Here is a 23962-nt window from a genome sequence, read left to right on the forward strand (position 1 = left end):
GCCTGCCCACAAGACAAGCATATCGTCAGACCGGGCGCGGCCCTTAATCGCGCACGCCCGCGAATCGTTCAGCCCATTCGTCACGCTGTTCGTCGGTGATCTTGGTGAACAGAACCTCTGGCACGTCAAAGGCGTGGCCGGGGGTAAGCTGGCCCAGTGCGGCGGGCACATCGTCGGGCCATTGGGCGTCTTCCACATGCATGCTTTCCAACATGCTGGCGGCTGTGGTGGGGATGAACGGCGCTGATAGAACCGCATAAAGCGGGATCAGGTTCAGCGCCAAACGTACTTGGGCGGCGGCCTTGTCGGGGTCGGTTTTGAACGTGGTCCAAGGGGCCTCGGCCTGAAGATATTCGTTGCCAGCCGCCCAGATCGCGCGCAGTTCAGCGGCGGATTTGCGGACTTCCATTGCCTCCATCGCGGTTTGATAGCGGGCCACGCGCTCGGTCAGGTCTGCGATCAACGCGTGTTCGGCAGGGCCATATTCGCCCGCTGCTGGCACGTCTTCGCTGAACTTCGAGCGGCAGAATTTGGTGATCCGGCTGATAAAGTTACCCAGCACATCGGCAAGGTCTTTATTCACGGAGGCTTGGAAGTTTTCCCAGGTGAATTCCGCGTCGGATGTTTCCGGCGCGTGGGACAACAGCCACCAGCGCCATGTGTCTGCGGGCAGGATTTCCAGCGCCTGATCCATGAACACGCCACGCCCGCGTGAGGTTGAGAACTGCCCGCCATCATAGGTCAGGTAGTTGAAAGATTTAATGTAATCGACCAGCTTCCACGGCTCGCCCGAACCCATGATCGTGGCCGGAAAGCTGAGCGTGTGGAAGGGCACGTTATCCTTGCCCATGAACTGGGTATAGCGCACGTCGTCGGCGCCCTTGTCGGTGCGCCACCAGCTTTCCCAATCACTGCCTTTGCCCGCATCGACCCATTCCTGGGCGCAGGCGATGTATTCGATAGGGGCGTCAAACCAGACATAGAACACCTTGCCCTCCATCCCCGGCCAATCCTCATTGCCGCGTTTGACTGGGACGCCCCAGCTTAGGTCACGGGTGATGCCACGATCCTGAAGGCCGTCGCCGTCATGCAGCCATTTCTTGGCGATCGATGTGGTCAGAACGGGCCAATCGGTTTTCGAATTGATCCACGCGTCAAGCTGATCTTTCATCTGCGATTGCTTTAGGAACAGATGTTTGGTCGCGCGCATTTCCAGATCGGTCGCACCCGACACGGTAGAGCGCGGGTTGATCAGGTCCTCGGGGTCCAACTGTTTGGTGCAGTTGTCGCATTGATCGCCGCGCGCATCCTCAAACCCGCAATTCGGACAGGTGCCTTCGACATAGCGGTCAGGCAGGAAGCGGCCATCGGTCTCAGAATAGATCTGACGTTGCTCGACTTCCTCGATCAGCCCTTGGTCATACAAAGCACCGGCGAAATGCTGGGTCAGCTTTTGGTTCTGGATGCTGGAGGACCGCCCGAAATGGTCAAAGGACAAGCCAAACCCGTCGGCAATCCGCGTCTGAACATCATGCATCTCGGCGCAGTATTCCGCGACCGGTTTACCGGCCTTGGCGGCGGCCAGTTCGGCGGGGGTGCCGTGTTCGTCGGTGGCACATAGGAACAAAACCTCGTGGCCACGCGCACGCAGGTAACGGGCGTATAAATCGGCGGGCAGTTGGCTGCCCACAAGATTGCCAAGATGCTTGATCCCGTTGATGTAAGGGATGGCTGACGTAATAAGATGGCGTGTCATGGTAAGGGCCCCGAAAATGCTTTGGCATGTCTCTAACGCAGGGACGCGCCAAGGGCTAGGGGGCGTTGTTGTTGCTACCGTCACGCTGGCGGCGCATCAGACGGCCGATGGTAAAGGAGGTGCGTGGTGCATAGACATAAGGCGTGCGTTTGCGTGCCGTGGGGCGGGCGCGCATGCGGGTCAGGCCAAAGATCACCAAAACCCCATGACCCACAGATATCATCGTAAACAGGGCCGCCGGGCCATAGTTGTCGATCAGCACCGACGCCAGATAGGGGGCAAAGATCGCCCCCACAGCGAACCAGAACATCAGCGCCGCTGACAGCTCGACCCGTTCTTCGCTGGTGGCAAAGTCATGGGCATGGGCGGCGGCGACAGAATAGATCGGGAATGTCGTCAGTCCAAAGAATGTTGCCGCGAAAAAGATCGCTTGGGTGCCAAACCCCGCAGACATTACGGTGACCGCGCAGCTGACGATGGACGCGGCCGACATCCAGATCAGCACCCAACGTCTGTCGAATTTATCGGCCAGCCAGCCAATGGGGAATTGCGCCAGCGCGCCGCCCAAAACAAAGGCGGACAGAAACCACGCGATTTGCCCGGCGCTTAGCCCGACCTCTTGGCCATAGATCGGCCCGACCATCCGAAACGATGCGCTGGACAGGGCGGCGACCACCACGGCAGCGACGGCAAGGGGGGACCGGGCAATTGCCAGTCGTGGGCGCAAGCGCGGCTGCGCTGGTGTTTCCGGTTGCGGCAAAGTGGACAGGGTCAGCGGGATCAGTGCAGCACAACACAAGATCGCCAGCAGGTTATACGAGACATATGATGCAGGGGCCAAAATGCCGATGATCATCTGTGCCGCCAGTGACCCGCTCATGTCGACAACGCGGTAGGCCCCCATGGTCCGGCCCCGCGTTTCGTTGGTCACTTTGGCATTCAACCACGCCTCGACCACGGTATAGCAGCCCGCAACGCACAGGCCTGACGCGACGCGCATCAACGCCCAGGCATACGGATCAAGCACCAGCATATGGGCCATTAACCCGATCGCCCCGGACGCGGTGAAGGCCGCAAAGGCGCGGCTGTGGCCCACGCTGCCCATCAGGCGCGGTGCCCACCAGCAGCCAATGAAAAAGCCCACGAAATGTGCCGAGCCGAGCAGGCCGATCTCTTGCTTGGAGAATCCGATCTTGACACCTGACAGCACATCCAATGGCCCCACACCGCCCGAGGACAGCTGCAGCAAGATGACCGATAGAAAAAGGGCGGCAAAGGAAATGAGCAAACGCATGCTGTGCACCATGTCGTCATACAATCTGGAAACCAACGGTCAAAACGACATTGCTTTGGAAAAAACGACGCAAATGATGTTTTGTCGCGCAGTGCAGAAAATGCGCTTGCGATGGGGCAGTCGAAACGAGAGGGTGGCGCAAATCAAGACCAGGAGAATGCGATGAAGATGAACACATTGGGCCGCACCGATATCAAGGTATCGGATTTCTGCCTTGGGTCGATGACTTGGGGCACCCAAACCACCCCCGAGGAAGGCCACGCACAGATTGACCGCGCTTTGGCTGCTGGCATCAACTTTGTCGATACGGCCGAGATGTATCCGGTGAACCCGATCAAGGCCGAGACCGTCGGCCTGACCGAAGAAATCATCGGGCAATGGATCGCAAAATCCGGCAGGCGCAAGGACTTTGTGCTGGCCACGAAACATTCGGGCGCGGGGGCGGCTCCGCGTGACGGGGCCCCTATTTCGTCCAAGACAATTCGCGAGACGCTTGAGGACTCGCTCAAGCGTTTGCAGACGGATTACGTCGATTTGTACCAGTTTCACTGGCCTAATCGCGGCAGCTATATGTTTCGCAAGAACTGGGACTATGACCCGTCCTCGCAAAACCGGGCCGAGGTGATCGCCCATATGGAAGACTGCATGGGCGCGCTGCAAGATGAAGTTAAGCGCGGCACGATCCGCAGCTTTGGTCTAAGCAATGAAAGCGCCTGGGGCCTGACCCAATGGGCCAATGCCGCCGAGCGCACAGGCGGGCCGCGCCCCGTATCGGTGCAGAACGAGTATTCGCTGATGTGCCGTCTGGCCGATACCGATCTGGCTGAAACCTGCCACAACGAAGACATTGGCCTGCTGTCCTTTTCGCCGCTTGCTGCTGGTCTTTTGACCGGGAAATACCAAAACGGCGCGGTGCCCGACGGGTCGCGCATGTCGATTGTTGGTGATCTGGGCGGGCGCAAAACTGGCAACGTGTTTGACGCCACAGCCGCCTATCTGGATATCGCGCAAAAGCACGGGCTGGACCCGACGCATATGGCGCTGGCCTGGGCGCGGCAGCGGCCCTTTATGACGTCAATCATCTTTGGCGCGACGTCTATGGACCAGCTTGATGTTGCCTTGGGTGCCATTGATCTGGAACTGAGCGATGAGATTATGGCCGATATTGCCGCCGCGCATAAAGCGCATCCAATGCCCTACTAACCCGATCCAAAGGAGTACCCAAATGCCACTTACCATGAGCAAAGATGTGTTTATTACTTGTGCCGTCACCGGATCGGGTGCGACCCAGGACCGCAGTCACCACGTGCCGCGCAGCCCCGAACAGATCGCCAACAGCGCGATTGCGGCGGCCAAGGCGGGGGCCGCGGTGGTACATTGCCACGTGCGTGATCCGGAAACCGGTGCGCCAAGCCGCCGTCTGGATTTGTTCCGCGAAGTCACTGAGCGTATCCGCGAGTCTGAGACCGATGTGATCTTGAACCTCACCGCGGGCATGGGCGGGGATATCGTTTTTGGCCCCACCGAACATCCGCTGCCGCCAATCGAAGGCACGGACATGGTTGGCGCATCTGAACGTGTGCAGCACATCGCGGAATGCCTGCCCGAGATTTGTACCCTTGATTGCGGCACGATGAACTTTGCCGAGGCCGACTATGTCATGACCAACACGCCGGGCATGCTGACGGCCATGGGTCGGATGATGACACATCTGGGGGTCAAGCCCGAGATTGAGGCGTTCGATACAGGCCACCTGTGGTACGCCAAACAGCTGGTCAAAGATGGCGTGCTGGACAACCCCGCCTTGGTGCAGCTGTGCATGGGCGTGCCATGGGGGGCACCGGATGATCTGAATACCTTTATGGCGATGGTGAATAACGTGCCGGACGATTGGACGTTCAGCGCCTTTGGTCTGGGGCGCAACCAGATGGCCTATGTCGCGGCATCGGTGCTGGCGGGAGGCCATGTGCGCGTCGGGCTTGAGGATAACCTGTGGCTGGACAAGGGCGTTTTGGCCGAAAACTGGCAGTTGGTTGAACGTGCGGGCAGCATTATCGAAAACATGGGTGCACGGCTGATGACCCCTGCACAAGTGCGCGAAAAGCTGGGCCTGACCAAACGAGCACCCAAGTGAAGCGCGCGCTGCTAGCGCTGCTATTGCTGGCGGGCTGCGGAGCACAGGGGCCAAAGCTGACCGACGGATACCGCGACCCGTCGGCCTTGATCGGATCAACCAGCCGCTATGATGCGGCACGGTTCAAAGGGGCCTGGGTGGTGCGCGGCAGCTTTGACGCTGATGCGCCTGCAACCGTTGCCTTTGTTGATAGCAGAGGTGGGCCTGCCTTTCAGTTCTGTGACAGCGATGGCGCGTGCGATGACGTTTGGCCGGCGACGTCCACAGGGCAGGGGCGCTATGCGCTGACCGGGCCAGATGGCGAAACAAAGACTTTCTGGGTACTTTGGGTCGACGAAGGATTTCGTACCGCTGCTGTCGGCAACCCTGCGGGGGATTTCGGCTGGATACTGGACCGCAAGCCTACCGGCGGCGCGGACCGGATAAGAGCCGCACAAGAGATACTGGATTTCAACGGCTATGACATCAGCCAGCTAAGGATGCGAAAATGACAAAGATTGCAGCAGTGATTGGCGGTGGCGTGATCGGGGGCGGATGGGCCGCTCGGTTTGCGTTGAACGGATGGAACGTGCAAGTGTTCGACCCCGACCCCCAAGCCGAACGCAAGATTGGTGAGGTCATGGCCAATGCGCGGCGGTCGATGCCCGGTTTGACCGATGTGGCGCTGCCAGATGAGGGTAAGATCAGCTTTCATGATAGCATATCAGACGCCGTTCAGGACACGTCATGGATTCAAGAAAGCGTGCCAGAGCGGCTTGAGATTAAGCACACGACTTTTGGTGCGATCCAACAGGCCTGTGACCCCGATGCCGTGATCGGGTCGTCGACGTCGGGCTTCAAACCATCCGAGTTGCAAGACGGCATGGCGCGCCCGGATCAGATCATGGTCGCGCACCCGTTCAATCCTGTGTACCTGCTGCCGCTGGTCGAATTGGTGCCGGGCAATGGCATCGACGGGCCGCTGGTCGACAAGGCCAAGGAAACCCTGACCTCCATCGGGATGTATCCGCTGCACCTCAAGAAAGAGATCGACGCACATGTGGCGGATCGTTTCCTTGAGGCCGTCTGGCGCGAGGCGCTGTGGCTGGTCAAAGACGGCGTTGCCACCACGGAAGAAATCGACAACGCCATCCGCTATGGTTTTGGTATTCGCTGGGCGCAGATGGGGCTGTTTGAAACCTATCGCGTGGCGGGCGGCGAGGCCGGGATGAAGCATTTCATGGCACAGTTCGGCCCCGCGCTGAAATGGCCGTGGACCAAATTGATGGACGTGCCCGAGTTCAATGATGATCTGGTTGATCTGATCGCGGGGCAATCTGACGAACAGTCCGGCGCTTACGGCATTCGCGATCTGGAACGTATCCGCGATAACAATCTGGTGTCGATGATGCGCGCGCTGAAACAGCAAGACTGGGGCGCTGGGCGGTTGATGAAGCAGCACGAGGCGACATTGCGGGTGGGCACTGTGTTGGACGCACGAGCGGACGATATTGCAGACGCAAGCCAGCCTGTACTGACTGTGCGCCGCGCTGTGCCGCTGGATTGGACCGACTACAACGGCCACATGACCGAGGCAAAATATCTGCAGGCCTTTGCCGACGCGACAGACAGATTTATGGAGCTGATCGGCTGCGACGCCGATTATATTGCGTCGGGCGGCAGCTATTTCACCGCAGAAACCCATATCCGCCACGTGGATGAAGTGCACGCTGGCGCGCTGATCGAGATCAGGACGCGGGTGTTGATGGGGGCGGGCAAGAAAATGCATCTGTGGCATGAGATGTATGAAGGCGACCGCTTGCTGGCCACGGGGGAACATTTCTTGCTGCATGTCAGCCTGCAAACCCGCAAGCCGTCTAACCCCAGCCCTGAAATCGAGGCCGCGCTGGTGCGGTTCGCCCAAGGCCACGCCAGCCTGCCGATGCCCGAAGGCGTTGGCCGCTTTGTCGGCGCACCGCGTTGAAACGGGTTCTGATCACCGCCGGGGCGTCAGGCATCGGGTGCGCCATGGGCGACGCGTTTGACGCGGCAGGGTTCGAGGTCTGGGTGACCGACACCGACCGCGCGGCGCTGGATCATTGTCCTGCGCAGTGGCATCACCGCGTGGCCAACGCCACCGACGAGGCCGCCATGGCGTCGATCATCGCCGAAATGGGCCATATCGATGTGCTCTGCGCCAATGCGGGGATCGCGGGGCCAACCGCGTTGATCGAAGATGTCGCGCTGGAGGATTTTCGCGCCTGTGTCAGCGTAAATCTGGAAGGTGCCTTTATCGCCGCGAAACATGCCGCACCGCTTATGAAGGCGGCAGGCAGGGGCGCAATCATCGTCACGTCGTCAACGGCGGGTATCTATGGCTACCCCAATCGCACGCCCTATGCGGCGGCGAAATGGGCGATGATCGGGCTGACGAAAACCCTCGCGATGGAGCTGGGCCCCTTTGGCATCCGCGCCAATGCGATCTGCCCTGGCGCGGTGGAAGGCCCGCGGATGGAAGGTGTGCTGAACCGCGAGGCCGCAGCCAAAGGCATGACCCGCGATCAAGTTTATGACGGCTACGCTTCTGGCACATCAATGCGCAGCTTTGTCGAGGCGCGGGATATCGCGAACATGGCGGTGTTTTTGGGGTCAGACGGCGCGCGGCTGGTATCGGGGCAGGTGATCGCGGTGGATGGTCACACGGAAAACCCTGACCCCAAGGTCTGATTGAAGGCTGGCACGTGGCAAAGAATAGCGCATAAGGTGCGGCATGACATTCGTATTGCCTGATCTTTGGATCCTCGTCACCCTAGCCGCCGCAATCTTTCAAACCGCGCGGTTCATGCTGCAAAAATATCTGGCCACCGCTACGCTGTCGGCGGCGGGGGCGACGTTTTCGAGGTTTCTATATTCTGCCCCGTTTATCGTCGGGGGGCTTGCGGTCTATCTAGGGACGAGCGGCACGCAACTGCCGCAGATTGGGTCGGGGTTCTGGGCCTATGGTTTGCTGGGCGGGACGGCGCAAATCCTTGCAACGGTCTGTGTGGTCTTGCTGTTCAAGCAACGCAATTTTGCGGTGGGCATCACCTTTAAGAAGACCGAAGTTATCCTGACCGTTCTGACCGGTTGGCTGATCCTGGGCGAAGGCGTCACAATCTGGGGCTTTGCCGCGATCGGATTGGGCGTTGTGGGGCTGTTGCTGTTATCCGCCAAGAAAGGTGAAAACGGTTTCCGTCTGCGCGATATGGGGAACAAGGCGGCGGGCTTGGGGATTGCCTCGGGCTTCCTGTTCGCGATCTCGGCGGTGACGTATCGTGGGGCGACATTGGCGGTTATGTCGGACATGCCGGTGCTGCGGGCGGGGGTTACACTAGCAGCAGTCGTGTGCATGCAGGCGGCCATCATGGCGGTGTATCTAAGGTTGCGCGAACCGGGGCAGATGAGCGCTGTGTGGCAGGCGCGTAAGGTGGCTGTGTGGATCGGGCTGATGTCCTTGGGCGGGTCGCTGTGCTGGTTTATCGCTTTCACGTTGCAAAACGCCGCCTATGTAAAAGCGTTGGGGCAGGTTGAACTGATCCTGAGTGTTGCGGCGTCCACACTGTTTTTCCGCGAAAAGATCACCGGGCGCGAATGGGCCGGGATGGCGGTTCTGATCAGTTCGATCCTGATGCTGGTACTTGTCGCCTGAGGCACGCGGAATTTTTCAAAAATTCCGGACCGTTTTCTTTGAAAGAAAACGACGCGCCCCGCGATGTTATCCGGTCATGGGCCGACCGCGCAGACGCAGGAACAGACTTTCCTCGTCGTTATTTTTAAAGAACGGCACGGATTCTGGCGGGGTCAGTTCTTTTGCGCGGGCTTCGACCTCGGCCAGGACGACCTCGGTGATGAAGGGCATGTCGAAAGACCGCGCATCAGACAAAGCGACCCATTGCAGATGGGACAGCTCGTCACAGGCGGCGTCGAAATCATCAAGGTTCGTGGCCACATCATCTGCATCAACCAAAAAGAACCTTGCGTCAAAGCGGCGGGGCCTGCCGGGAGGCGTCAGCGCGCGAAAAACGAATTGCATGGGGGCTGCGCTCGGCAAGTACCCGCGCTGTGCGAAGGTTTCCCAATCTGCGGGGGGCGTGCCCTGCCACGCGCCCTTTTCGCCCAGAATTAATCCGGTTTCTTCCCACAATTCGCGAATGCCCGCGACGGCCAAGGCATGGGCAAGCGATGCATCGGCGTCTTCGGCCAGACGGTTCAGGCAGGTGTCGGGCAAGGGATTGGCCAGCGGGATATGCGCATCGCCTACGTCCAGCGCGCCGCCCGGAAACACGAACTTGTTGGGCATAAACACCGCCTGCGCGCCGCGCTGCCCCATCAGGATACTGGGGTTTTCATGGCGGTCGCGGATCACGATTACCGTGGACGCGTTGCGGATTTGGCTTTTGTCGATGTTCATCTAGTGGCCCTTATTCTTGCAATCAGTCGGGCCGGGATACGCGGTGTGTGCTATTCGCGCCCAAACCCGCCCATGCCCTTTGCCCATTGGAAACCGATCAAGGCCCCCTTTAGTCTGGGCAGAAGGTAGAGCGACAAGCCGACGCAGCCAACCGCAAAGATTGTGAACAGCGTCAAAGGTTCCGGGCGCCATGTCGCAAATACCACGTGCAGCATGGGGGCCATCAGGTGGCCGACGATCAGAATGGTCAGATACGCAGGGCCGTCGTCGGCACGGTGGTGAAAGAATTCCTCGCGGCAAACGGTGCAGCTGTCATTGACCTTGAGATACCCCTTGAGCAAGGGGCCAGCCCCACAATTGGGACATTTACGCCGCCACCCGCGCAGCAGCGACCGGGCCATCGGGCGTTCGTCTGTGTCTGTATGGGCAATTTCGGTGCTGTGATCTGTCATGTTCTCAATCCTGATGCCCTTCTCATATGCGGGTGTTTGGACGTAATTGAAAGGCGGCATAACGCTATTGCGTCGCGATGTCGCAAACTGATCCGCGAAAGTTTTTCACATTTTTTGCGACGGAAGTTTCCAGCTGCGTCGTTTGAACCAGTATCACCACGCCAAAAGGGTGGGTGAAACTGAGATCACCAAAGGAAAAACAAATGACAAAACGAGCAAATTTCCAAATCGCATTGTTGAGTGGCCTGATTGCATTGGGCGGTACCGCCTTGGTCGCGCAGGAAACGCCAAAGCAGGATCGCTTTGTCCAGCTGGATACAAACGGCGACGGTCAGTTGACGCAGGAAGAAATGAAAGCGCATGCCGAGGCGCGTTTCGCCAAAGTTGATACAGATGGTGACGGCTTTCTGAGCGAGACTGAAATGCAAGCCGCTGCCGCCGAGCGCCGCACGGAACGTGCCGAGCGTATGCTGAGCAAGTTGGACACTGATGGTAACGGTTCTTTGTCCGCAGACGAGCTGGAAGCCATGGGCAAAGGCAAGATGGGCAAGCGGTCTGGCAAAATGATGAAGCGGATGGATGCCGACAAAAATGGCAAGCTGTCGATGGAAGAAATGACGGGCCGCCGCTCGCCGGAGAAAATGTTTGCCAAACTGGATACTGATGGCAATGGCACCCTAAGCGCTGAAGAGTTCGAGAAAGCGCGGATGGGTGGCAAGCACGGTAAACACCGCAAGCATGACGATCACGGCAAGCGCCACGGCGACAAGTCCGAGTAATCTAGTGGCGCGGGCGTGCTTGAATGGCGCGCCCGCAGCCGTTAGCCCTAAGACTATGAGCTTTGACGCCTCCATCGACGATGTGGTCGACGACCCTGATGCCGCGCTTTTGGCGCGGTATGCGGATGGCGACGAGGCTGCCGCACGTTTGTTAACGATGCAATTGTCGCCGCGCGTGTTTGGTCATGCATTCCGGGTATTGGGCGATGGGGCCGAGGCCGAGGATGTGACCCAAGAGGCGTTGATGCGGCTGTGGAAAATCGCGCCGCAGTGGCGGACCGGAGAGGCCAAGGTGTCAACCTGGCTGTACCGTGTGGTTGCAAATCTGTGTACCGATCGGCTGCGCAAGCGCCGCGGTGGTGTCCCGCTTGACGACATCGCAGAGCCTGCCGACCCCGCCGAGAGCGCTGAGGCCAAACTGCAACGGGGCTCGCGTGAAGATGCGCTGCAGATCGCATTGGACGCCTTGCCGGAACGCCAAAGACAAGCGGTTGTGCTACGCCACATCGAAGGTTTGGCCAATCCGGAGATTTCCGAGATCCTTGATATTGGGGTCGAAGCTGTGGAAAGCCTGACAGCGCGGGGCAAACGCGCTTTGACTGCTCTGTTGTCCGGACAGCGCGACGCATTGGGATATAGTGATGACAAAACCTGACACAGATATGCTCGAGGCCCTGTTCCAAGACGCGCGGGCGACCCCGCCTGCCATGCCCGACGGGTTGATGGACAGGATCATGGCGGATGCCGTGGCGCAGCAGCCCAAGGCCAAGTCGGGCGGTTGGCGTGCCATCTGGCAAACCATCGGCGGTGCACCTGCATTTGGTGGATTGGTCACGGCGACAGCTGTCGGGTTCTGGATCGGGGTGGCCCCGCCCAGCAATCTGCCCGACATTGCAACGCAGATTATTACGGGCACGGAGTATGCATCGTTTGATGATACCTCGTTGCCCGACTTCTCAGCCTTTGGCTGGGACATTGAAGAAGGATAGACCATGGCATCGGAAAAGACAGGAAACGGCACGTGGATGCGGTGGGCGTTGGGGCTTTCCCTTGGGGTGAACCTTCTGATTGCTGGACTGGTTGTCGGTGCGGCGTACCGTTTTGACGGGCCGCATGGCGGGGGCGGTAGCAGCATGCGTGCCTATGGCACCCCTTACATCATGGCGCTTGAAGATGAACGGAGGCGCGATCTGTTCAAGGGACTGCGGCAAAACAAGCCGGCAGGTCATTTGACCCGGCGTGCCCGGCGCGCGCTTTATAACGAGGTCGTGTCGGCCATTCGCGCCGAACCGTTTGACGTTGCCCGTGTCCGTGCGGCGCTTGATCAACAGGCCAACGCAAGTGTTGCGGTTCAAGAGGCCGTGCAAGATGTGTGGCTGAGAGAGATCGAAACCATGGATGACACCGCCCGCGCGGCCTATGCAGATCGCCTGCAAGAGGTGCTGTCCCGCCCGACAAGAAGGCAACCGAATGATCGTAAACCGTCGAGAAACGATTAAGCCCCCTCGCGATCAATAGGCTTGCCAAACAGGGACGGGGCAAGGTACGCAAAGCGACCCAAACCGGAGACTTTGCCATGACGCTTGAATTTCCCGAAGACGATACCGTTCTGGCCACTGCGCGTGCCTCCTCTGGGCGGCGGCTGATCGGGCTGGTCTCGCTGGGGTTTCTGGGCATCTTTCTGATCTATGTGGCGTTCACATCATCCCCCGGCTTGGGATGGCAGCTGTTTTTGCTGGTGGTCGGGGGCGGCGCGATCTGGATGGCCGATTTCATGCGCCGCGCAACTGAAGGCACGATCGAGCTGACGGCGCAGGTGCTGCGCGGCAGCGACGGCACATTGATCGCACGTGTCGAAGATATCGAACATATCGACCGGGGCGTTTTCGCGTTCAAACCCTCCAACGGGTTCTTGTTGCGCACAAAGCCCGGCACTGGTGCCGAGAGGGTTTGGCGTCCGGGTCTTTGGTGGCGGATGGGGCGCCGGGTCGGCATCGGGGGGATGACACCGGGCAATCAGACCAAATACATGGCCGAAGTGATCTCGACCATGATGGTAGTACGCAATCAACCCGACGCAACGGGCAAGCTTTGACCCGTTAGAGATGTTGCACTAGGCCGTTTGAGCAGCGAAAGGCCGCCTTTCGCTGCGGTAGGAACCGACGTTCGTGTGCATGAGCCGGCTTGGCTAAGGAACGGCGTCAGCGCCATCTGGAAGATTTTCGAACATATGTCGTAGTCGGCTCGCAACAACTTTGTATCGTAACAAGTGAGCATGGCGAAGCTTGCACACATGCGGCGGCCAGGAAATGCGCCCAAGCGTCTTGCCCTTGTTGCCCTAGGGTTAGGCAGTGTTATGACTGAAAATCGAAGCATCACAATCTGGCATTTGTCTAAAAATAAGGGTAAACCCTAATAAAGATTGGGGTATATCTCCTTAAAACAATGCCTTAACGTGCCGAAGTTCTGAATTTTCGTACTCAGGAGACCCGCAATGCCCATAGAAACGTTTCAGTTGTATACGGCAGGTGCGCTCAACATTACGGGATCCACGATCACGCTTTCCGGCTCATATGATGACACCACAGATGTGTTGCTGGAAATTGACGATGATGACAGCGTTTTAGAGGGCGATCGTTTTAACAACGAAGACGGCAATGACAGCAATCAATACGGGACGCTCACGGACCTCAGCGGAACCTATATTTCTGGGGGGTCATCAACATCGTCGTCACCAACAACTGTGTACTCCGAGTTTCAATACGAACTCTCAGGCTCGGATGGCAGCACAATTACGCTTTACTATATGGAAATGGATTCAGACCCGAATTCAAATTCCGGTACCGGTATTTTCATTGGATATCTGCCGTCCTCCCCACTCGTACCAGGCGTAACTTATACATATTCAACGGCAAACACTGTCTCTGGGAACTCCCCCGAATATGAAGATATTGAAGGTGCCATTTGCTTTACATCGAACTCTTACATCAAGACGGACGAGGCGATTGTTCAGATATGCGATCTAGAGCCGGGCATGCGTATCAAAACCCGTGACAACGGCTTTCAAAAGCTGCTTTGGGTTTATAAGCGCACCATTTCTCAGTACGAGATGTCCGAAAACCCAAGTCTGAAACCTGTTAAAATCACAGCAAATGCATTCGGACAAGGCATGCCTTGTCGAGACATGCACCTGTCTCAACAACACAGAGTGTTGCACAGTGATCTTGGCAACGAGATCTTATTCACTGAATCGCATTTGCTTGTGCCGGCCAAGGGCCTGATCAATGATACGACGATCACCATCGATAACGAGATGAGCACCGTCGAATATGTGCACCTTCTATTTGATGCGCATCAGATTGTTTATGTGGACGGGATAGAGGCCGAGAGCTTTGCCTTGGGGAAATGGTCGTATGACAGTTTGACTGAGGAAGCGCGCGAAGAGATCAATGCCATCTTCCCCGAACTTTCCCCAGATGGAATGGCGCAATTTAAAACCGCCTATCCGACGCTTACCGTCAACGAAACCTTTGCTTTGCCACGCGCATCGGCGTGATGTCGTCGCCTAGCCGCCAGTGTACAAAACGCGGGGGGCGTAGCGCGGGCGCGTGAAGACAAAATTCGTGATTTCTGGGCTGCCAAGTCCGATATTAAACGGTGGCGTAAAGGTTGTCATGGTTTCGGTCACAACGATGTATTCGTTGTCCGGAATGCTAGGCAGGCGATCTGTCCACCCGGCAACGTCGGTGTTCGTAGCGGCAGATAAAGCACCACGTGCGCGGGACCAGTGGACATAGAAACGGCCCTGCCTTCTATCATACTGAAGCGAGCTGATCCGCACCGCCGATGCCCCTTGAGACTGTGTGATATAATCCAAAAGATCATGCGCGCCGTCCAGATAATCACCGTCGATCGGCAATGTCTCGCGCGAGATCATATCGCCGATGGTGTAAGCCGCTTTTTGGTTGAGGCTGTATTCTTCGTAGGTCTCGAAGACCGAGAACATCGCAGCCCAGACCCACAACACCATCGGCATCAGGATCATGGCCTCGAGCGATACGCTGCCGTCGTCTTGGGCGGCGAAGCGGCGCAGACCAAAGAGGGTGAGACGTTTCATCGCCATTACCCGGGCTCCTGCACAAAGGACGAGATGGCATACATAGCCGATTGACCCGAGCCATCGGCCGCAAACTTGAACCCCAAACGGGAGGTTGGCAGCATCGGATCGAATTTCAGGCAGGCGCGCAAAACCATCAGGTCATGTTGCTGGCCCAGACTAAAACCACGTTCTGGTGTCACGGGCTTGGAGCTGTCGATGCAGTCGATATCGGAGGGCAGTTTCTGAAAGTTGCGCGGATCGACGACCACCATTTCAAGGCGCAGCGTCTGCGCGCAATTGCGCAGATTTCCCGCCTTTTCGCAGACCATATCCTTGATCTGAGCATGGGTCATCGGGGTACGGGTATTCAGCCTGATATAGCGCACCGTATCTTCCATGCCGCGGTTCAGATACACTTGGCGCAGTGAATATACGCTCATCTCGATTGAGGAAAGCAGGATGCCAAAGATCAGCGGAAAGAGGATCACGAACTCGATCATCAGAACCGCGCCGCTTTCATCCTTGCGAAACCGCCGGAGGGCTTTTTGTATGCAGGTCCTCATTGGATCAGCCTAAGTTGATTGATCTGACGGGCGATGGCCTTGAATGCCTCGGAGAGTTCAACCCCTTCGACCTTAAAGAAGTGGCTGGGCGATGAGGCGCATTTGCGCATCACGTCAGCCCCGTCATTGTTATCATAAGGGTTGTCGTTGACCTCGAACCCGATGGTCCAGATCACGATACGCTTGGCCTTGGCGGCGGTGCAGATGTCGTCCAGCAATCTATTGCCGAGAGAATGGTCGTATTTGCGCCAGTAAAAGTCAGAGCGGTCCCAATATGAAACATAGTTCTGAAGGTACCAGTTTAGGTTGTATCTGTCCCAATGCACATATTCGCTGGAGCTGTTGTAGTGGCGGTTGACGATCCGGTGGGACGTGGTGTTTTCGCCGTCGGTCATCAGAATGACGGTCTTTAGCGTCTCGGCATCATCGTAATCGGCGGGCCGACCTTTGAATTCCCGATCTATTTCACGCGCGGCCACCAGCGAGTCATTGATCGGGCGGAACGACGGATCAAGCATGGCAGCGCCCCATTTCATCCCCATAAAGATCGATGTGCCCACGCGGGGCCTTAGATCATCGATCTGGTTTTTCAGCGCGCGGTTGCTTTGTGAAAGCGGTTGGATACGTTCGTAGCTATAGCGCGGGCACACAGTTTCACTGCGGTCGTTGTTTCTGCCGTTATAGCTCCACTGGAAATGCTGCGCTTGATCATGCCATTTGGTCAGGTCCAATGCGGCGCTTTTGAATTCGTTGTCATCAAATTCAACGCAATGCGAATAATTGTGTTTGGTGTACATCTTCATGCGGTCGGTAATCAGCGGGCCGGCATTCACATGCTCTGAATAAGGGACCAACGAGATCGAAATCAGGTCTTCGGTTTCGTCTCGCAGGACAGTGTCGATAAACACCTTCGCGGCATCGCGCATGTTAGAAATACGAGACCCTTGCGCCATTGACCCAGAGATATCCAACACCAGTGAAATCTCGACATTTGCGACGCGTTCTTCGGCCTGACTATGGGCGGGAACGTCCAAGGTATCAAAGCCGAACTTGCGCAGATAGGGCGTGTCGAGCGGTTTGGTTGCATCCACCGTCACCGTGCGAAAGTTCAACCCGTCATTGACGGTAACATTTGACAGATATTCAGTCATGCCGGATTTGGCGAAATAGTCTTTTACAACGTCTTCGGGGTCCAGTGTCTGGTCTAGATCAGACGCCGCAAGAACCGCGCGATCCGATACCGCCTGAAGCTTTGAGCGTTCAAGTTCGTGGCGCATGAAATCCAGTTGGATGCCGCCTACCATGACCATCATCAAGACGACGAAAAGAACCCAGACCGTCATGATCCCGTCTTCTTCGCGCGCAAAGCGTCGCGCCTGGAGCGCTGTTGCGTTCCGCAGCGTTTTCATCGTCAGCAATGCAGGCGACATTTCAAATCCCTTATAACCGGTTCGGCCTTGGCGCGTGGCCTTGTGCCGGTGGCCTCACCGCTTGGGTTTAGAGATAGAAGATGGCTCAAATGCGGCGGAAATTTCTGCAAATTAAGGCGATTTTATGGGATTCGGACGTAAAGAGAGCTGATCGATGGTCATTGTTTCGGGTCCGGCAGAATTGCACCTTATGCGTGGCCGGGGCGGGCTTGCGCGGGAAAAGTTTTCATTCTGCCTGTTTTATATGCATTTTTTAATCTTTGAGGGTTCTAAAGTGACCCAGTCCATGCTCAACAGGTGGGGCTAACGATATTTTACCCTAGGTCACATTGCCAAATAGGAGCACTCTATGACCCCCGTAAATGAACCCAGCTTTCGCGACAGTGTTGATATCATGTTTAACAGGGCCGTTGCCCTGATGGATCTCTCGCCGGGGCTAGAAGAAAAAGTACGGGTCTGTAATGCGACCTATACCGTGCGTTTCGGGGTGCGTTTGCGCGGACGCATTCAGACGTTCACCGGCTATCGTTCGGTGCATTCGGAACATATGGAACCGGTAAAAGGCGGCATTCGCTATAGCCTTGGCGTGAACCAGGACGAGGTCGAGGCGCTGGCGGCTTTGATGACCTATAAATGCGCGCTGGTCGAAGCGCCGTTTGGTGGTTCCAAAGGCGGGTTGTGCATTGATCCGCGCGATTACGATGAAAACGAGCTGGAATTGATCACCCGCCGCTTTGCCTATGAGCTGATCAAACGCGACATGATCAACCCGGCCCAAAACGTGCCCGCGCCCGACATGGGCACAGGCGAGCGAGAAATGGCGTGGATCGCCGACCAATATAAGCGGATGAACACAACCGACATTAACGGCGTCGCTTGTGTGACCGGCAAACCGATCAATGCGGGCGGGATTCAGGGCCGGACCGAGGCGACGGGCCGCGGTGTTCAATACGCCCTGCACGCGTTCTTTCGCGATGCGAAGGGCCTTGAGAAAGCCGGGCTTGAGGGCAAGCTGAACGGCAAGCGGGTGATCGTGCAGGGTTTGGGTAACGTGGGCTATCACGCGGCCAAGTTTCTAAGCGAAGAAGACGGAAGCCTGATCACTGCGATCATTGAACGCGACGGCGGACTGCATAACGAGGCCGGGCTGGATGTCGAGGCGGTCCATCAGTGGATCGTCAAACACGGTACAATCAAGGGCTATCCAGACGCCAAGATGGTCGAAAACGGCGCATCGTTGTTGGAACAGGAATGCGATATTCTGATCCCGGCCGCGCTGGAGGGGGTGATTAACCTGAGCAACGCCAATCAGATCAAGGCGTCCTTGATCGTTGAGGCGGCGAACGGGCCTGTCACTGCGGGTGCCGATGAAATCCTTTGTGCCAATGGTGTTGTGATTATTCCCGATATGTATGCAAACGCGGGCGGTGTGACGGTATCCTATTTCGAATGGGTCAAAAACCTGAGCCACATCCGCTTTGGCCGGATGCAGCGTCGCAACGAAGAAAGTCGCCACCAGTTGCTGGTGGACGAGCTTGAGCGTCTGAGTTCGGACAGCGGTGTCGGCTGGCAACTGAGCCCGAATTTCAAGGACAAATACCTGCGCGGCGCGGACGAGCTGGAGCTGGTGCGTTCGGGGCTCTACGACACGATGATCGAATCTTACAAATCGATGGCCGATATCTGGCATGCCCGTGATGACGTGACCGATCTGCGCACGGCAGCTTATCTGGTCAGCATTACCAAGGTCGCGGCAAGCTACCGCGCCAAAGGGCTGTAAGCGAACGACGCGCAAAAGCTGAAATCGATAAAACACTGTCGCGGACGGACCTGTCCGCGGCGCAAAATGCCCCCCATTGGTTTTCCGGCCATTGCACCTTTGCAATGGAGTTGATTGAGTAGACCAAAGGCACTGCCATCACGGCAGATGAACTGGGGGACGGGATGCGGTTTTCAGGATGGCGCGTGCTGCGCGAAGGATTGACCGGAAACAAGGGGTGGGCACCGCATTGGCGCGACGCCGAACCCAAAGCCGAATATGACGCAATCATCATCGGCGGCGGCGGTCACGGGCTAAGCACCGCATATTATCTGGCCAAAGAGCACGGGCTGACGAATATTGCGGTTCTGGAAAAGGGCTATCTTGGCGGTGGCAACGTCGGGCGCAACACTACGATTGTGCGGGCCAACTACTTCCTTCAGGGCAATTCCGAGTTTTATTCCCATTCGCTCAAGCTGTGGGAAGGGTTGGAAGAAGACCTGAATTATAACGTCATGCATTCGCAGCGTGGGCTGATCAACCTGTTTCATTCCGACGGCCAGCGCGATGCTTTTGCGCGGCGCGGCAACAGCATGATCAACCAAGGCGATGATGCTGTTCTGCTGGACCGCGAAGGCGTGCGAAAATATCTGCCCTATCTGGATTTCGACAATGTGCGGTTTCCGATCTACGGCGGTTTGCTGCATCCGCGCGGCGGCACGGCGCGTCATGATGCGGTGGCCTGGGGCTATGCGCGCGGCGCGTCAGATCGCGGGGTCGATCTGATCCAGAAATGCGAGGTCACAGGGATCGATATCGAAAACGGTCAGGTGCGCGGCGTGCAAACCACGCGCGGGGCGATCCGCGCCAAAAAAGTTGGTATCGTGGTCGCTGGCCGGTCCGGTCAAGTGGCCGCCATGGCGGGCATGCGCCTGCCGATTGAGAGCCACATCTTGCAGGCCTTTGTCACCGAGGGGTTAAAGCCTTGCATTGACCATGTGGTAAGTTTTGGCATGGGGCATTTCTATATTTCACAATCCGACAAGGGTGGGTTGGTTTTTGGTGGCGATCTGGATTTCTATGCCTCCTATGCCAGTCGGGGCAATCTGCCGATGGCCGAACATGTGATGGAGGCGGGGATGACGCTGATGCCGATGATCGGCAAAGCCAAGGTCTTGCGCAGTTGGGGTGGCATCATGGACATGACGCCTGACGGTAGCCCGATCATCGACAAGACCGATACCAAGGGTTTGTTCATTGATTGCGGCTGGTGCTACGGCGGGTTCAAGGCGGTGCCCGGATCGGGGTTCAGTTTCGCGCATCTGATGGCAACCGGAAACCATCACGGGCCTGCGGCGAAATTCCGGTTGGACCGGTTCCGCACTGGCACCGGTTTGATGGATGAAGAAGGCACCGGCGCGCAGCATAACCTTCATTAGGGGGCGATGATTGCGATGTCGGATTTGAGTATTTTTAAAAGGGTGAAGGGGCAAGGGCCCGTTCCGGGGGAGTTGGCATGAGACTGGACTGTCCGATGTGTGGGAGCCGCGACCGGCGCGAGTTCTATTATCAGGGGGATGCCGTGATGCTGGCGCGCCCGGCGGTGGACGCGGGAGAGGCGGCTTGGGACAGCTATTTGCATTTGCGGGATAATCCGGCGGGTCAGACGCGGGAACTGTGGCAGCACGAGGCGGGCTGCGGCGCATGGCTTGTGGTGACGCGCGATACGGTGACACATGCGGTGTCGGCCGTTGAACTGGCGTCGGACGTGAAGAGGGCTATGGCATGAGGGTCGCGGGCAAGGGGCTGGTTGATCGGTCCGACACGGTCACGTTCAGTTTCGACGGGCGCAGTTACGACGGGTTTGCGGGGGATACCGTTGCCTCGGCCCTGTTGGCGAATGACGTGAGATTGATGGGGCGGTCGTTTAAATATCACCGCCCGCGCGGGGTTTTGACAGCGGGCAGCGAGGAGCCGAATGCCTTGGTCACGGTCGGCAGGGGCGCGGCATCCGAGCCCAATGTGCGGGCCACCGTACAGGAGATTTACGACGGCTTGCAGGTGCGCAGTCAGAACGCCTGGCCGTCGCTGGATTTCGATATTATGGCCGTGAACAATCTGGTTTCGCCGTTTTTGGGGGCGGGGTTTTATTACAAGACTTTCATGTGGCCCCGGAAGTTCTGGGAACGTGTCTATGAGCCGGTGATCCGGCGCGCGGCGGGTTTGGGCGGGCTGAGCGGTGCGCATAACCCGGATAGCTACGAGCGGGCTTTTGCGTTTTGCGATGTGTTGGTGATTGGCGCGGGGCCAGCGGGGCTGATGGCGGCCTTGACCGCAGCGCGCGGCGGCGCAGATGTGATCCTGGCCGATGAGGACGCGTTGATGGGCGGGCGGCTGAATGCCGAGACCTATGAGATTAATGGCAAGCTTGGGCATGTCTGGGTGGCTGAGGTTGTGGACGAGCTTGCCGAGATGGATAACGTCAGGCTGATGTCGCGGACCACGGTGACCGGGGCCTATGATCATGGTACCTTTGGCGCGCTGGAGCGGGTTGGTCACCATCACGGTCGCCGCGACGAGGGCGCACCGCTTGAGTGTTTCTGGCGCATCGTGGCCAAGCACAGCATCTTGACCGGTGGCGCGTTGGAGCGGCCTATCGCGTTTCAGAACAATGACCGGCCCGGGATTATGACAGCCGCAGCGGTACGTGCCTATCTGAACCGCTGGGGGGTAAGCCCGGGCAAGGCGCTGACGATCTTTGGCAATAACGACGATGCGCATCGCACGGCACTTGATCTGGCCGAAGCGGGTGTGCGCATTGCTGCGGTGATCGACAGCCGTACCGATGTGGATATCAAGGGCGACTATCCCGTTTATCGCGGCGCGCAAGTGTTCAACACAAGTGGCGGCAAGGCGCTGGAGAGTGTTTCGATCCGCACCATCAACGGGGTTGAGAAAATCCAGACCGATTGTCTGGCTATGTCGGGCGGCTGGAATCCCACGGTGCATCTGACCTGCCACATGAACGGACGGCCCACATGGCGGCCTGACATTCAGGCGTTCGTGCCCAGCGAAGGGGCCATTCCCGGCATGGTCGCGGCGGGGGCGTGTAATGGCACGTTTTCGACCCATGGCTGTTTAGCCGAAGGGGCGCAGGTCGCGGGTAAGGTTTTGGGGATGTTGGGTAAAAAGCAGCCGGATTTGCCGTTGCCGCAGGCCGAGGATGCGCCGTACAGGATGGCCCCGCTATGGGCGATTGCAGGCAAGGGGCGTGCCTGGCTGGATTTCCAGAACGATGTGAGCGTGAAGGACATCAAACAGGCCGCTGTCGAGAATTTTCGGTCGGTCGAGCATATGAAACGCTATACGACCCAAGGCATGGCGACAGATCAGGGCAAGAACTCGAATGTTGGGGCCTTGGCTGTTTTGGCCGATGCCACCGGGCGCGGGATACCCGAGACGGGGACGACAACATTTCGCCCGCCGTATTCTCCGGTAAGCATCGCGGCGATGGGGGCAGGTGCGCAAGGCAAGGGGTTTGCGCCAGAGCGCTTTACCACATCGCACAGTGCCAGCGTCGAGGCAGGCGCGCCGATGATCGAGGCGGGGTTGTGGTATCGGCCCAGCTATTTTCCCAAACCGGGGGAAAAGACCTGGCGGCAATCCTGTGACCGTGAGGTGGGCTATGTCCGCAAGGCGGTCGGGATCTGCGATGTGTCGACGCTGGGTAAGATAGACATTCAGGGGCCGGACGCGGCGGCGTTGCTGGATTTCGTCTATACCAACATGTTTTCGACGCTCAAGGTCGGGCGCGTGCGCTATGGGTTGATGCTGCGTGAAGACGGTACAGTGATGGATGACGGTACCTGCGCACGGTTGGGCGAGACGCATTTCGTGATGACCACGACAACGGCGGCGGCAGGTGCGGTGATGAAGCATCTGGAGTTTGTAGCACAATGTCTGCATCCCGAATGGCGCGTTGCGATGACATCGGTGACTGAGCAATGGGCGCAGTTTGCGGTGGCCGGACCAAAATCGCGCGATCTGTTGAATGGGGTTTTAGACACCCCCATTGATAATGACAGCTGGCCCTTTATGGCCTGCGGCGACATGTCGGTTCTGGGCGTTAAGGGGCGGTTGTTCAGGATATCGTTTTCGGGGGAACACGCCTATGAAATCGCCGTGCCCGCGCGCTATGGCGAGAGCCTGTTTCGCGAGCTGGTTTCCCGCGCCCAAGGGGTGGGCGGGGGCGCTTATGGGATGGAAGCACTGAATGTGCTGCGCATCGAAAAGGGGTTCATCACGCATTCGGAAATCCACGGGCGGACGACGGCCTTTGATGTGGGTATGGCGGGGATGATCTCGGCCAAGAAAGACTGCATCGGCAAGGTCATGGCGGGACGGCCCGGCTTGGTTGCGGCGGATCGTGAACGGTTGGTCGGGATGAAGCCCGTGGGCGCGGTAAAGCTGTTGAGTGCGGGCGCGCATATTTTTGCCAAAGACGCCGAAGCCGTGCGGGAGAATGACGAGGGTTATGTCACATCGGTGTGTTTTTCGCCTGAGGTCGGCACCTATATCGGCTTGGGCTTTGTGAAAAACGGGCCTGAGAGGTATGGTGAGGTGATGCGCGTGGTGGATCACTTGCGTGAACTTGAGGTCGAGGTGGAAATCTGCCCGCCCGTGTTTTTTGACCCAGAGGGAGGGCGTGCGCGTGGCTGAATTGAAAGCGAGAACGGCCTGTGGTGACGCGTTGCCCATTGTGATTGGGGCGGCACAATTGACCGAGCTTGATTTGGGGCCGGTGACCTCGGTTACGGCATGGGGATCACAGCAGGAGCTGTCGGCGGCGATGAAGGCAGCGCATGGGATGGCGTTTCCAAAACCCAACCGCAGCGGCAGCAAGAACGCGGCCCGCTGTATCTGGTTCGGACGAAATCAAGCGCTGCTGATTGGGGCGGCCGCGGATGCCAGCCTTGGCGAGCACGCAGCGATTGTCGACCAAAGCGATGCATGGTGTGCGGTGTCGCTCAGTGGGGAGGCAACGGAGGCGGTTCTGGCGCGGTTGGTGCCGGTGGATATACGTCGCGCAGAGTTCAAGCGGGGCCACACGGTTCGGACGCAGGTCGGGCATATGCCAGCGTCGATTACGCGCACGGGACCAGACAGTTTTATGATCCTTGTCTTCCGGTCTATGGCGACTACCTTGATCCATGAACTGAAACAGGCGATGCAGTCTATTGTCGCGCGCCGCGCTTGAGGTGCTTGCC

General features: G+C 58.0%; 24 protein-coding genes. 17 read left to right on the top strand and 7 right to left on the bottom strand.

The window, feature by feature from the left end:
• Window positions 1–43: 43 nt before the first annotated feature.
• Window positions 44–1756, bottom strand: coding sequence for a methionine--tRNA ligase (metG, locus tag BM347_RS07105; RefSeq protein WP_093915742.1), 1713 nt, complete (start codon window positions 1754–1756; stop codon window positions 44–46).
• A 55-nt stretch (window positions 1757–1811) separates the two neighbouring features.
• Window positions 1812–3050, bottom strand: coding sequence for an MFS transporter (locus BM347_RS07110; protein ID WP_093916082.1), 1239 nt, complete (start codon window positions 3048–3050; stop codon window positions 1812–1814).
• Window positions 3051–3212: 162 nt separating this feature from the next.
• Between BM347_RS07110 and BM347_RS07115 the strand changes: the two genes are divergently transcribed.
• Genes BM347_RS07115 through BM347_RS07140 form a run of 6 tightly spaced genes read left to right on the top strand, consistent with a single transcriptional unit; the run spans window position 3213 to window position 8851 of the window.
• The gene (locus BM347_RS07115; RefSeq protein WP_093916083.1) at window positions 3213–4253 is read left to right on the top strand and encodes an aldo/keto reductase; all 1041 of its coding nucleotides are present in this window, start codon (window positions 3213–3215) and stop codon (window positions 4251–4253) included.
• Window positions 4254–4275: 22 nt separating this feature from the next.
• Entirely contained in the window at window positions 4276–5184 is a 909-nt protein-coding gene (gene bcoG / locus BM347_RS07120) for a 3-dehydrocarnitine:acetyl-CoA trimethylamine transferase BcoG (protein WP_093915743.1), read from the top strand.
• The gene (locus tag BM347_RS07125) at window positions 5181–5675 is read left to right on the top strand and encodes a lipocalin family protein (protein WP_093915744.1); all 495 of its coding nucleotides are present in this window, start codon (window positions 5181–5183) and stop codon (window positions 5673–5675) included. Before bcoG ends, BM347_RS07125 begins: the two co-directional genes overlap by 4 nt.
• Entirely contained in the window at window positions 5672–7147 is a 1476-nt protein-coding gene (locus BM347_RS07130; protein ID WP_093915745.1) for a carnitine 3-dehydrogenase, read from the top strand. Before BM347_RS07125 ends, BM347_RS07130 begins: the two co-directional genes overlap by 4 nt.
• Window positions 7144–7890, top strand: coding sequence for an SDR family oxidoreductase (locus BM347_RS07135; protein ID WP_093915746.1), 747 nt, complete (start codon window positions 7144–7146; stop codon window positions 7888–7890). Before BM347_RS07130 ends, BM347_RS07135 begins: the two co-directional genes overlap by 4 nt.
• A gap of 43 nt (window positions 7891–7933) precedes the next feature.
• Window positions 7934–8851 carry a DMT family transporter gene (locus tag BM347_RS07140; protein WP_093915747.1) on the top strand — a complete coding sequence of 306 codons (918 nt, stop codon included), beginning with the start codon at window positions 7934–7936 and terminating at the stop codon, window positions 8849–8851.
• A 66-nt stretch (window positions 8852–8917) separates the two neighbouring features.
• On the opposite strand, the gene BM347_RS07145 is transcribed toward BM347_RS07140, so the two are convergent.
• Window positions 8918–9613 carry an NUDIX hydrolase gene (locus tag BM347_RS07145; protein ID WP_093915748.1) on the bottom strand — a complete coding sequence of 232 codons (696 nt, stop codon included), beginning with the start codon at window positions 9611–9613 and terminating at the stop codon, window positions 8918–8920.
• Window positions 9614–9663: 50 nt separating this feature from the next.
• Window positions 9664–10065 carry a DUF983 domain-containing protein gene (locus tag BM347_RS07150; RefSeq protein WP_093916084.1) on the bottom strand — a complete coding sequence of 134 codons (402 nt, stop codon included), beginning with the start codon at window positions 10063–10065 and terminating at the stop codon, window positions 9664–9666.
• Window positions 10066–10268: 203 nt separating this feature from the next.
• On the opposite strand from BM347_RS07150, the gene BM347_RS07155 reads away from it, so the two are divergent.
• The 6 genes from BM347_RS07155 (at window position 10269) to BM347_RS07180 (ending at window position 14400) form a co-directional block, all read left to right on the top strand.
• A complete protein-coding gene (locus BM347_RS07155; protein ID WP_093915749.1) occupies window positions 10269–10844 on the top strand; it encodes an EF-hand domain-containing protein in 576 nt (191 codons plus the stop codon).
• 55 nt (window positions 10845–10899) lie between these two features.
• Window positions 10900–11499 (top strand): RNA polymerase sigma factor, encoded by a 600-nt coding sequence (locus BM347_RS07160; protein WP_093915750.1) that lies wholly within the window; start codon window positions 10900–10902, stop codon window positions 11497–11499.
• A complete protein-coding gene (locus BM347_RS07165) occupies window positions 11486–11833 on the top strand; it encodes a hypothetical protein (protein ID WP_245764205.1) in 348 nt (115 codons plus the stop codon). The genes BM347_RS07160 and BM347_RS07165 overlap by 14 nt, the downstream gene beginning before the upstream one ends.
• Before the next feature lie 3 nt (window positions 11834–11836).
• Window positions 11837–12343, top strand: a complete 507-nt coding sequence (locus BM347_RS07170; RefSeq protein ID WP_093915752.1) for a periplasmic heavy metal sensor — start codon at window positions 11837–11839, stop codon at window positions 12341–12343.
• Between the two features lie 77 nt (window positions 12344–12420).
• Complete coding sequence (locus tag BM347_RS07175) at window positions 12421–12939, top strand: hypothetical protein (protein WP_093915753.1); 519 nt, start codon at window positions 12421–12423, stop codon at window positions 12937–12939.
• A 399-nt stretch (window positions 12940–13338) separates the two neighbouring features.
• Entirely contained in the window at window positions 13339–14400 is a 1062-nt protein-coding gene (locus BM347_RS07180; RefSeq protein ID WP_093915754.1) for a Hint domain-containing protein, read from the top strand.
• A 9-nt stretch (window positions 14401–14409) separates the two neighbouring features.
• Here BM347_RS07180 and BM347_RS07185 read toward each other — a convergent pair whose 3' ends face one another.
• The 3 genes from BM347_RS07185 to BM347_RS07195 are packed head-to-tail and all read right to left on the bottom strand — an operon-like array spanning window position 14410 to window position 16936.
• Window positions 14410–14967, bottom strand: coding sequence for a TadE/TadG family type IV pilus assembly protein (locus tag BM347_RS07185; RefSeq protein WP_093915755.1), 558 nt, complete (start codon window positions 14965–14967; stop codon window positions 14410–14412).
• Window positions 14967–15506 carry a TadE/TadG family type IV pilus assembly protein gene (locus BM347_RS07190; RefSeq protein ID WP_093915756.1) on the bottom strand — a complete coding sequence of 180 codons (540 nt, stop codon included), beginning with the start codon at window positions 15504–15506 and terminating at the stop codon, window positions 14967–14969. The genes BM347_RS07185 and BM347_RS07190 overlap by 1 nt, the downstream gene beginning before the upstream one ends.
• A complete protein-coding gene (locus BM347_RS07195; protein WP_093915757.1) occupies window positions 15503–16936 on the bottom strand; it encodes a Tad domain-containing protein in 1434 nt (477 codons plus the stop codon). Before BM347_RS07195 ends, BM347_RS07190 begins: the two co-directional genes overlap by 4 nt.
• Before the next feature lie 349 nt (window positions 16937–17285).
• On the opposite strand from BM347_RS07195, the gene BM347_RS07200 reads away from it, so the two are divergent.
• The 5 genes from BM347_RS07200 (at window position 17286) to BM347_RS07220 (ending at window position 23952) form a co-directional block, all read left to right on the top strand.
• A complete protein-coding gene (locus tag BM347_RS07200; RefSeq protein ID WP_093915758.1) occupies window positions 17286–18716 on the top strand; it encodes a Glu/Leu/Phe/Val family dehydrogenase in 1431 nt (476 codons plus the stop codon).
• A gap of 164 nt (window positions 18717–18880) precedes the next feature.
• A complete protein-coding gene (locus tag BM347_RS07205; protein WP_093915759.1) occupies window positions 18881–20134 on the top strand; it encodes a sarcosine oxidase subunit beta family protein in 1254 nt (417 codons plus the stop codon).
• A 77-nt stretch (window positions 20135–20211) separates the two neighbouring features.
• On the top strand, window positions 20212–20484 hold the full coding sequence (locus tag BM347_RS07210) for a sarcosine oxidase subunit delta (protein ID WP_093915760.1): 273 nt from the start codon (window positions 20212–20214) through the stop codon (window positions 20482–20484).
• Window positions 20481–23414 carry a sarcosine oxidase subunit alpha family protein gene (locus BM347_RS07215; protein ID WP_093915761.1) on the top strand — a complete coding sequence of 978 codons (2934 nt, stop codon included), beginning with the start codon at window positions 20481–20483 and terminating at the stop codon, window positions 23412–23414. The genes BM347_RS07210 and BM347_RS07215 overlap by 4 nt, the downstream gene beginning before the upstream one ends.
• Window positions 23407–23952 (top strand): sarcosine oxidase subunit gamma, encoded by a 546-nt coding sequence (locus BM347_RS07220; RefSeq protein WP_093916085.1) that lies wholly within the window; start codon window positions 23407–23409, stop codon window positions 23950–23952. The genes BM347_RS07215 and BM347_RS07220 overlap by 8 nt, the downstream gene beginning before the upstream one ends.
• Window positions 23953–23962 lie beyond the last annotated feature (10 nt).

This window comes from Sulfitobacter marinus (assembly GCF_900116285.1).
Classification (GTDB): Bacteria; Pseudomonadota; Alphaproteobacteria; order Rhodobacterales; family Rhodobacteraceae; genus Sulfitobacter; species Sulfitobacter marinus.

Coding starts and splice junctions, on each gene's coding strand:
- metG (WP_093915742.1), bottom strand. CDS start 1,756: ATGACACGCCATCTTATTACGTCAGCCATCCCTTACATCAACGGGATC.
- BM347_RS07110 (WP_093916082.1), bottom strand. CDS start 3,050: ATGCGTTTGCTCATTTCCTTTGCCGCCCTTTTTCTATCGGTCATCTTG.
- BM347_RS07115 (WP_093916083.1), top strand. CDS start 3,213: ATGAAGATGAACACATTGGGCCGCACCGATATCAAGGTATCGGATTTC.
- bcoG (WP_093915743.1), top strand. CDS start 4,276: ATGCCACTTACCATGAGCAAAGATGTGTTTATTACTTGTGCCGTCACC.
- BM347_RS07130 (WP_093915745.1), top strand. CDS start 5,672: ATGACAAAGATTGCAGCAGTGATTGGCGGTGGCGTGATCGGGGGCGGA.
- BM347_RS07140 (WP_093915747.1), top strand. CDS start 7,934: ATGACATTCGTATTGCCTGATCTTTGGATCCTCGTCACCCTAGCCGCC.
- BM347_RS07145 (WP_093915748.1), bottom strand. CDS start 9,613: ATGAACATCGACAAAAGCCAAATCCGCAACGCGTCCACGGTAATCGTG.
- BM347_RS07150 (WP_093916084.1), bottom strand. CDS start 10,065: ATGACAGATCACAGCACCGAAATTGCCCATACAGACACAGACGAACGC.
- BM347_RS07155 (WP_093915749.1), top strand. CDS start 10,269: ATGACAAAACGAGCAAATTTCCAAATCGCATTGTTGAGTGGCCTGATT.
- BM347_RS07160 (WP_093915750.1), top strand. CDS start 10,900: ATGAGCTTTGACGCCTCCATCGACGATGTGGTCGACGACCCTGATGCC.
- BM347_RS07165 (WP_245764205.1), top strand. CDS start 11,486: ATGACAAAACCTGACACAGATATGCTCGAGGCCCTGTTCCAAGACGCG.
- BM347_RS07170 (WP_093915752.1), top strand. CDS start 11,837: ATGGCATCGGAAAAGACAGGAAACGGCACGTGGATGCGGTGGGCGTTG.
- BM347_RS07175 (WP_093915753.1), top strand. CDS start 12,421: ATGACGCTTGAATTTCCCGAAGACGATACCGTTCTGGCCACTGCGCGT.
- BM347_RS07180 (WP_093915754.1), top strand. CDS start 13,339: ATGCCCATAGAAACGTTTCAGTTGTATACGGCAGGTGCGCTCAACATT.
- BM347_RS07185 (WP_093915755.1), bottom strand. CDS start 14,967: ATGGCGATGAAACGTCTCACCCTCTTTGGTCTGCGCCGCTTCGCCGCC.
- BM347_RS07190 (WP_093915756.1), bottom strand. CDS start 15,506: ATGAGGACCTGCATACAAAAAGCCCTCCGGCGGTTTCGCAAGGATGAA.
- BM347_RS07195 (WP_093915757.1), bottom strand. CDS start 16,936: ATGTCGCCTGCATTGCTGACGATGAAAACGCTGCGGAACGCAACAGCG.
- BM347_RS07200 (WP_093915758.1), top strand. CDS start 17,286: ATGACCCCCGTAAATGAACCCAGCTTTCGCGACAGTGTTGATATCATG.
- BM347_RS07205 (WP_093915759.1), top strand. CDS start 18,881: ATGCGGTTTTCAGGATGGCGCGTGCTGCGCGAAGGATTGACCGGAAAC.
- BM347_RS07210 (WP_093915760.1), top strand. CDS start 20,212: ATGAGACTGGACTGTCCGATGTGTGGGAGCCGCGACCGGCGCGAGTTC.
- BM347_RS07215 (WP_093915761.1), top strand. CDS start 20,481: ATGAGGGTCGCGGGCAAGGGGCTGGTTGATCGGTCCGACACGGTCACG.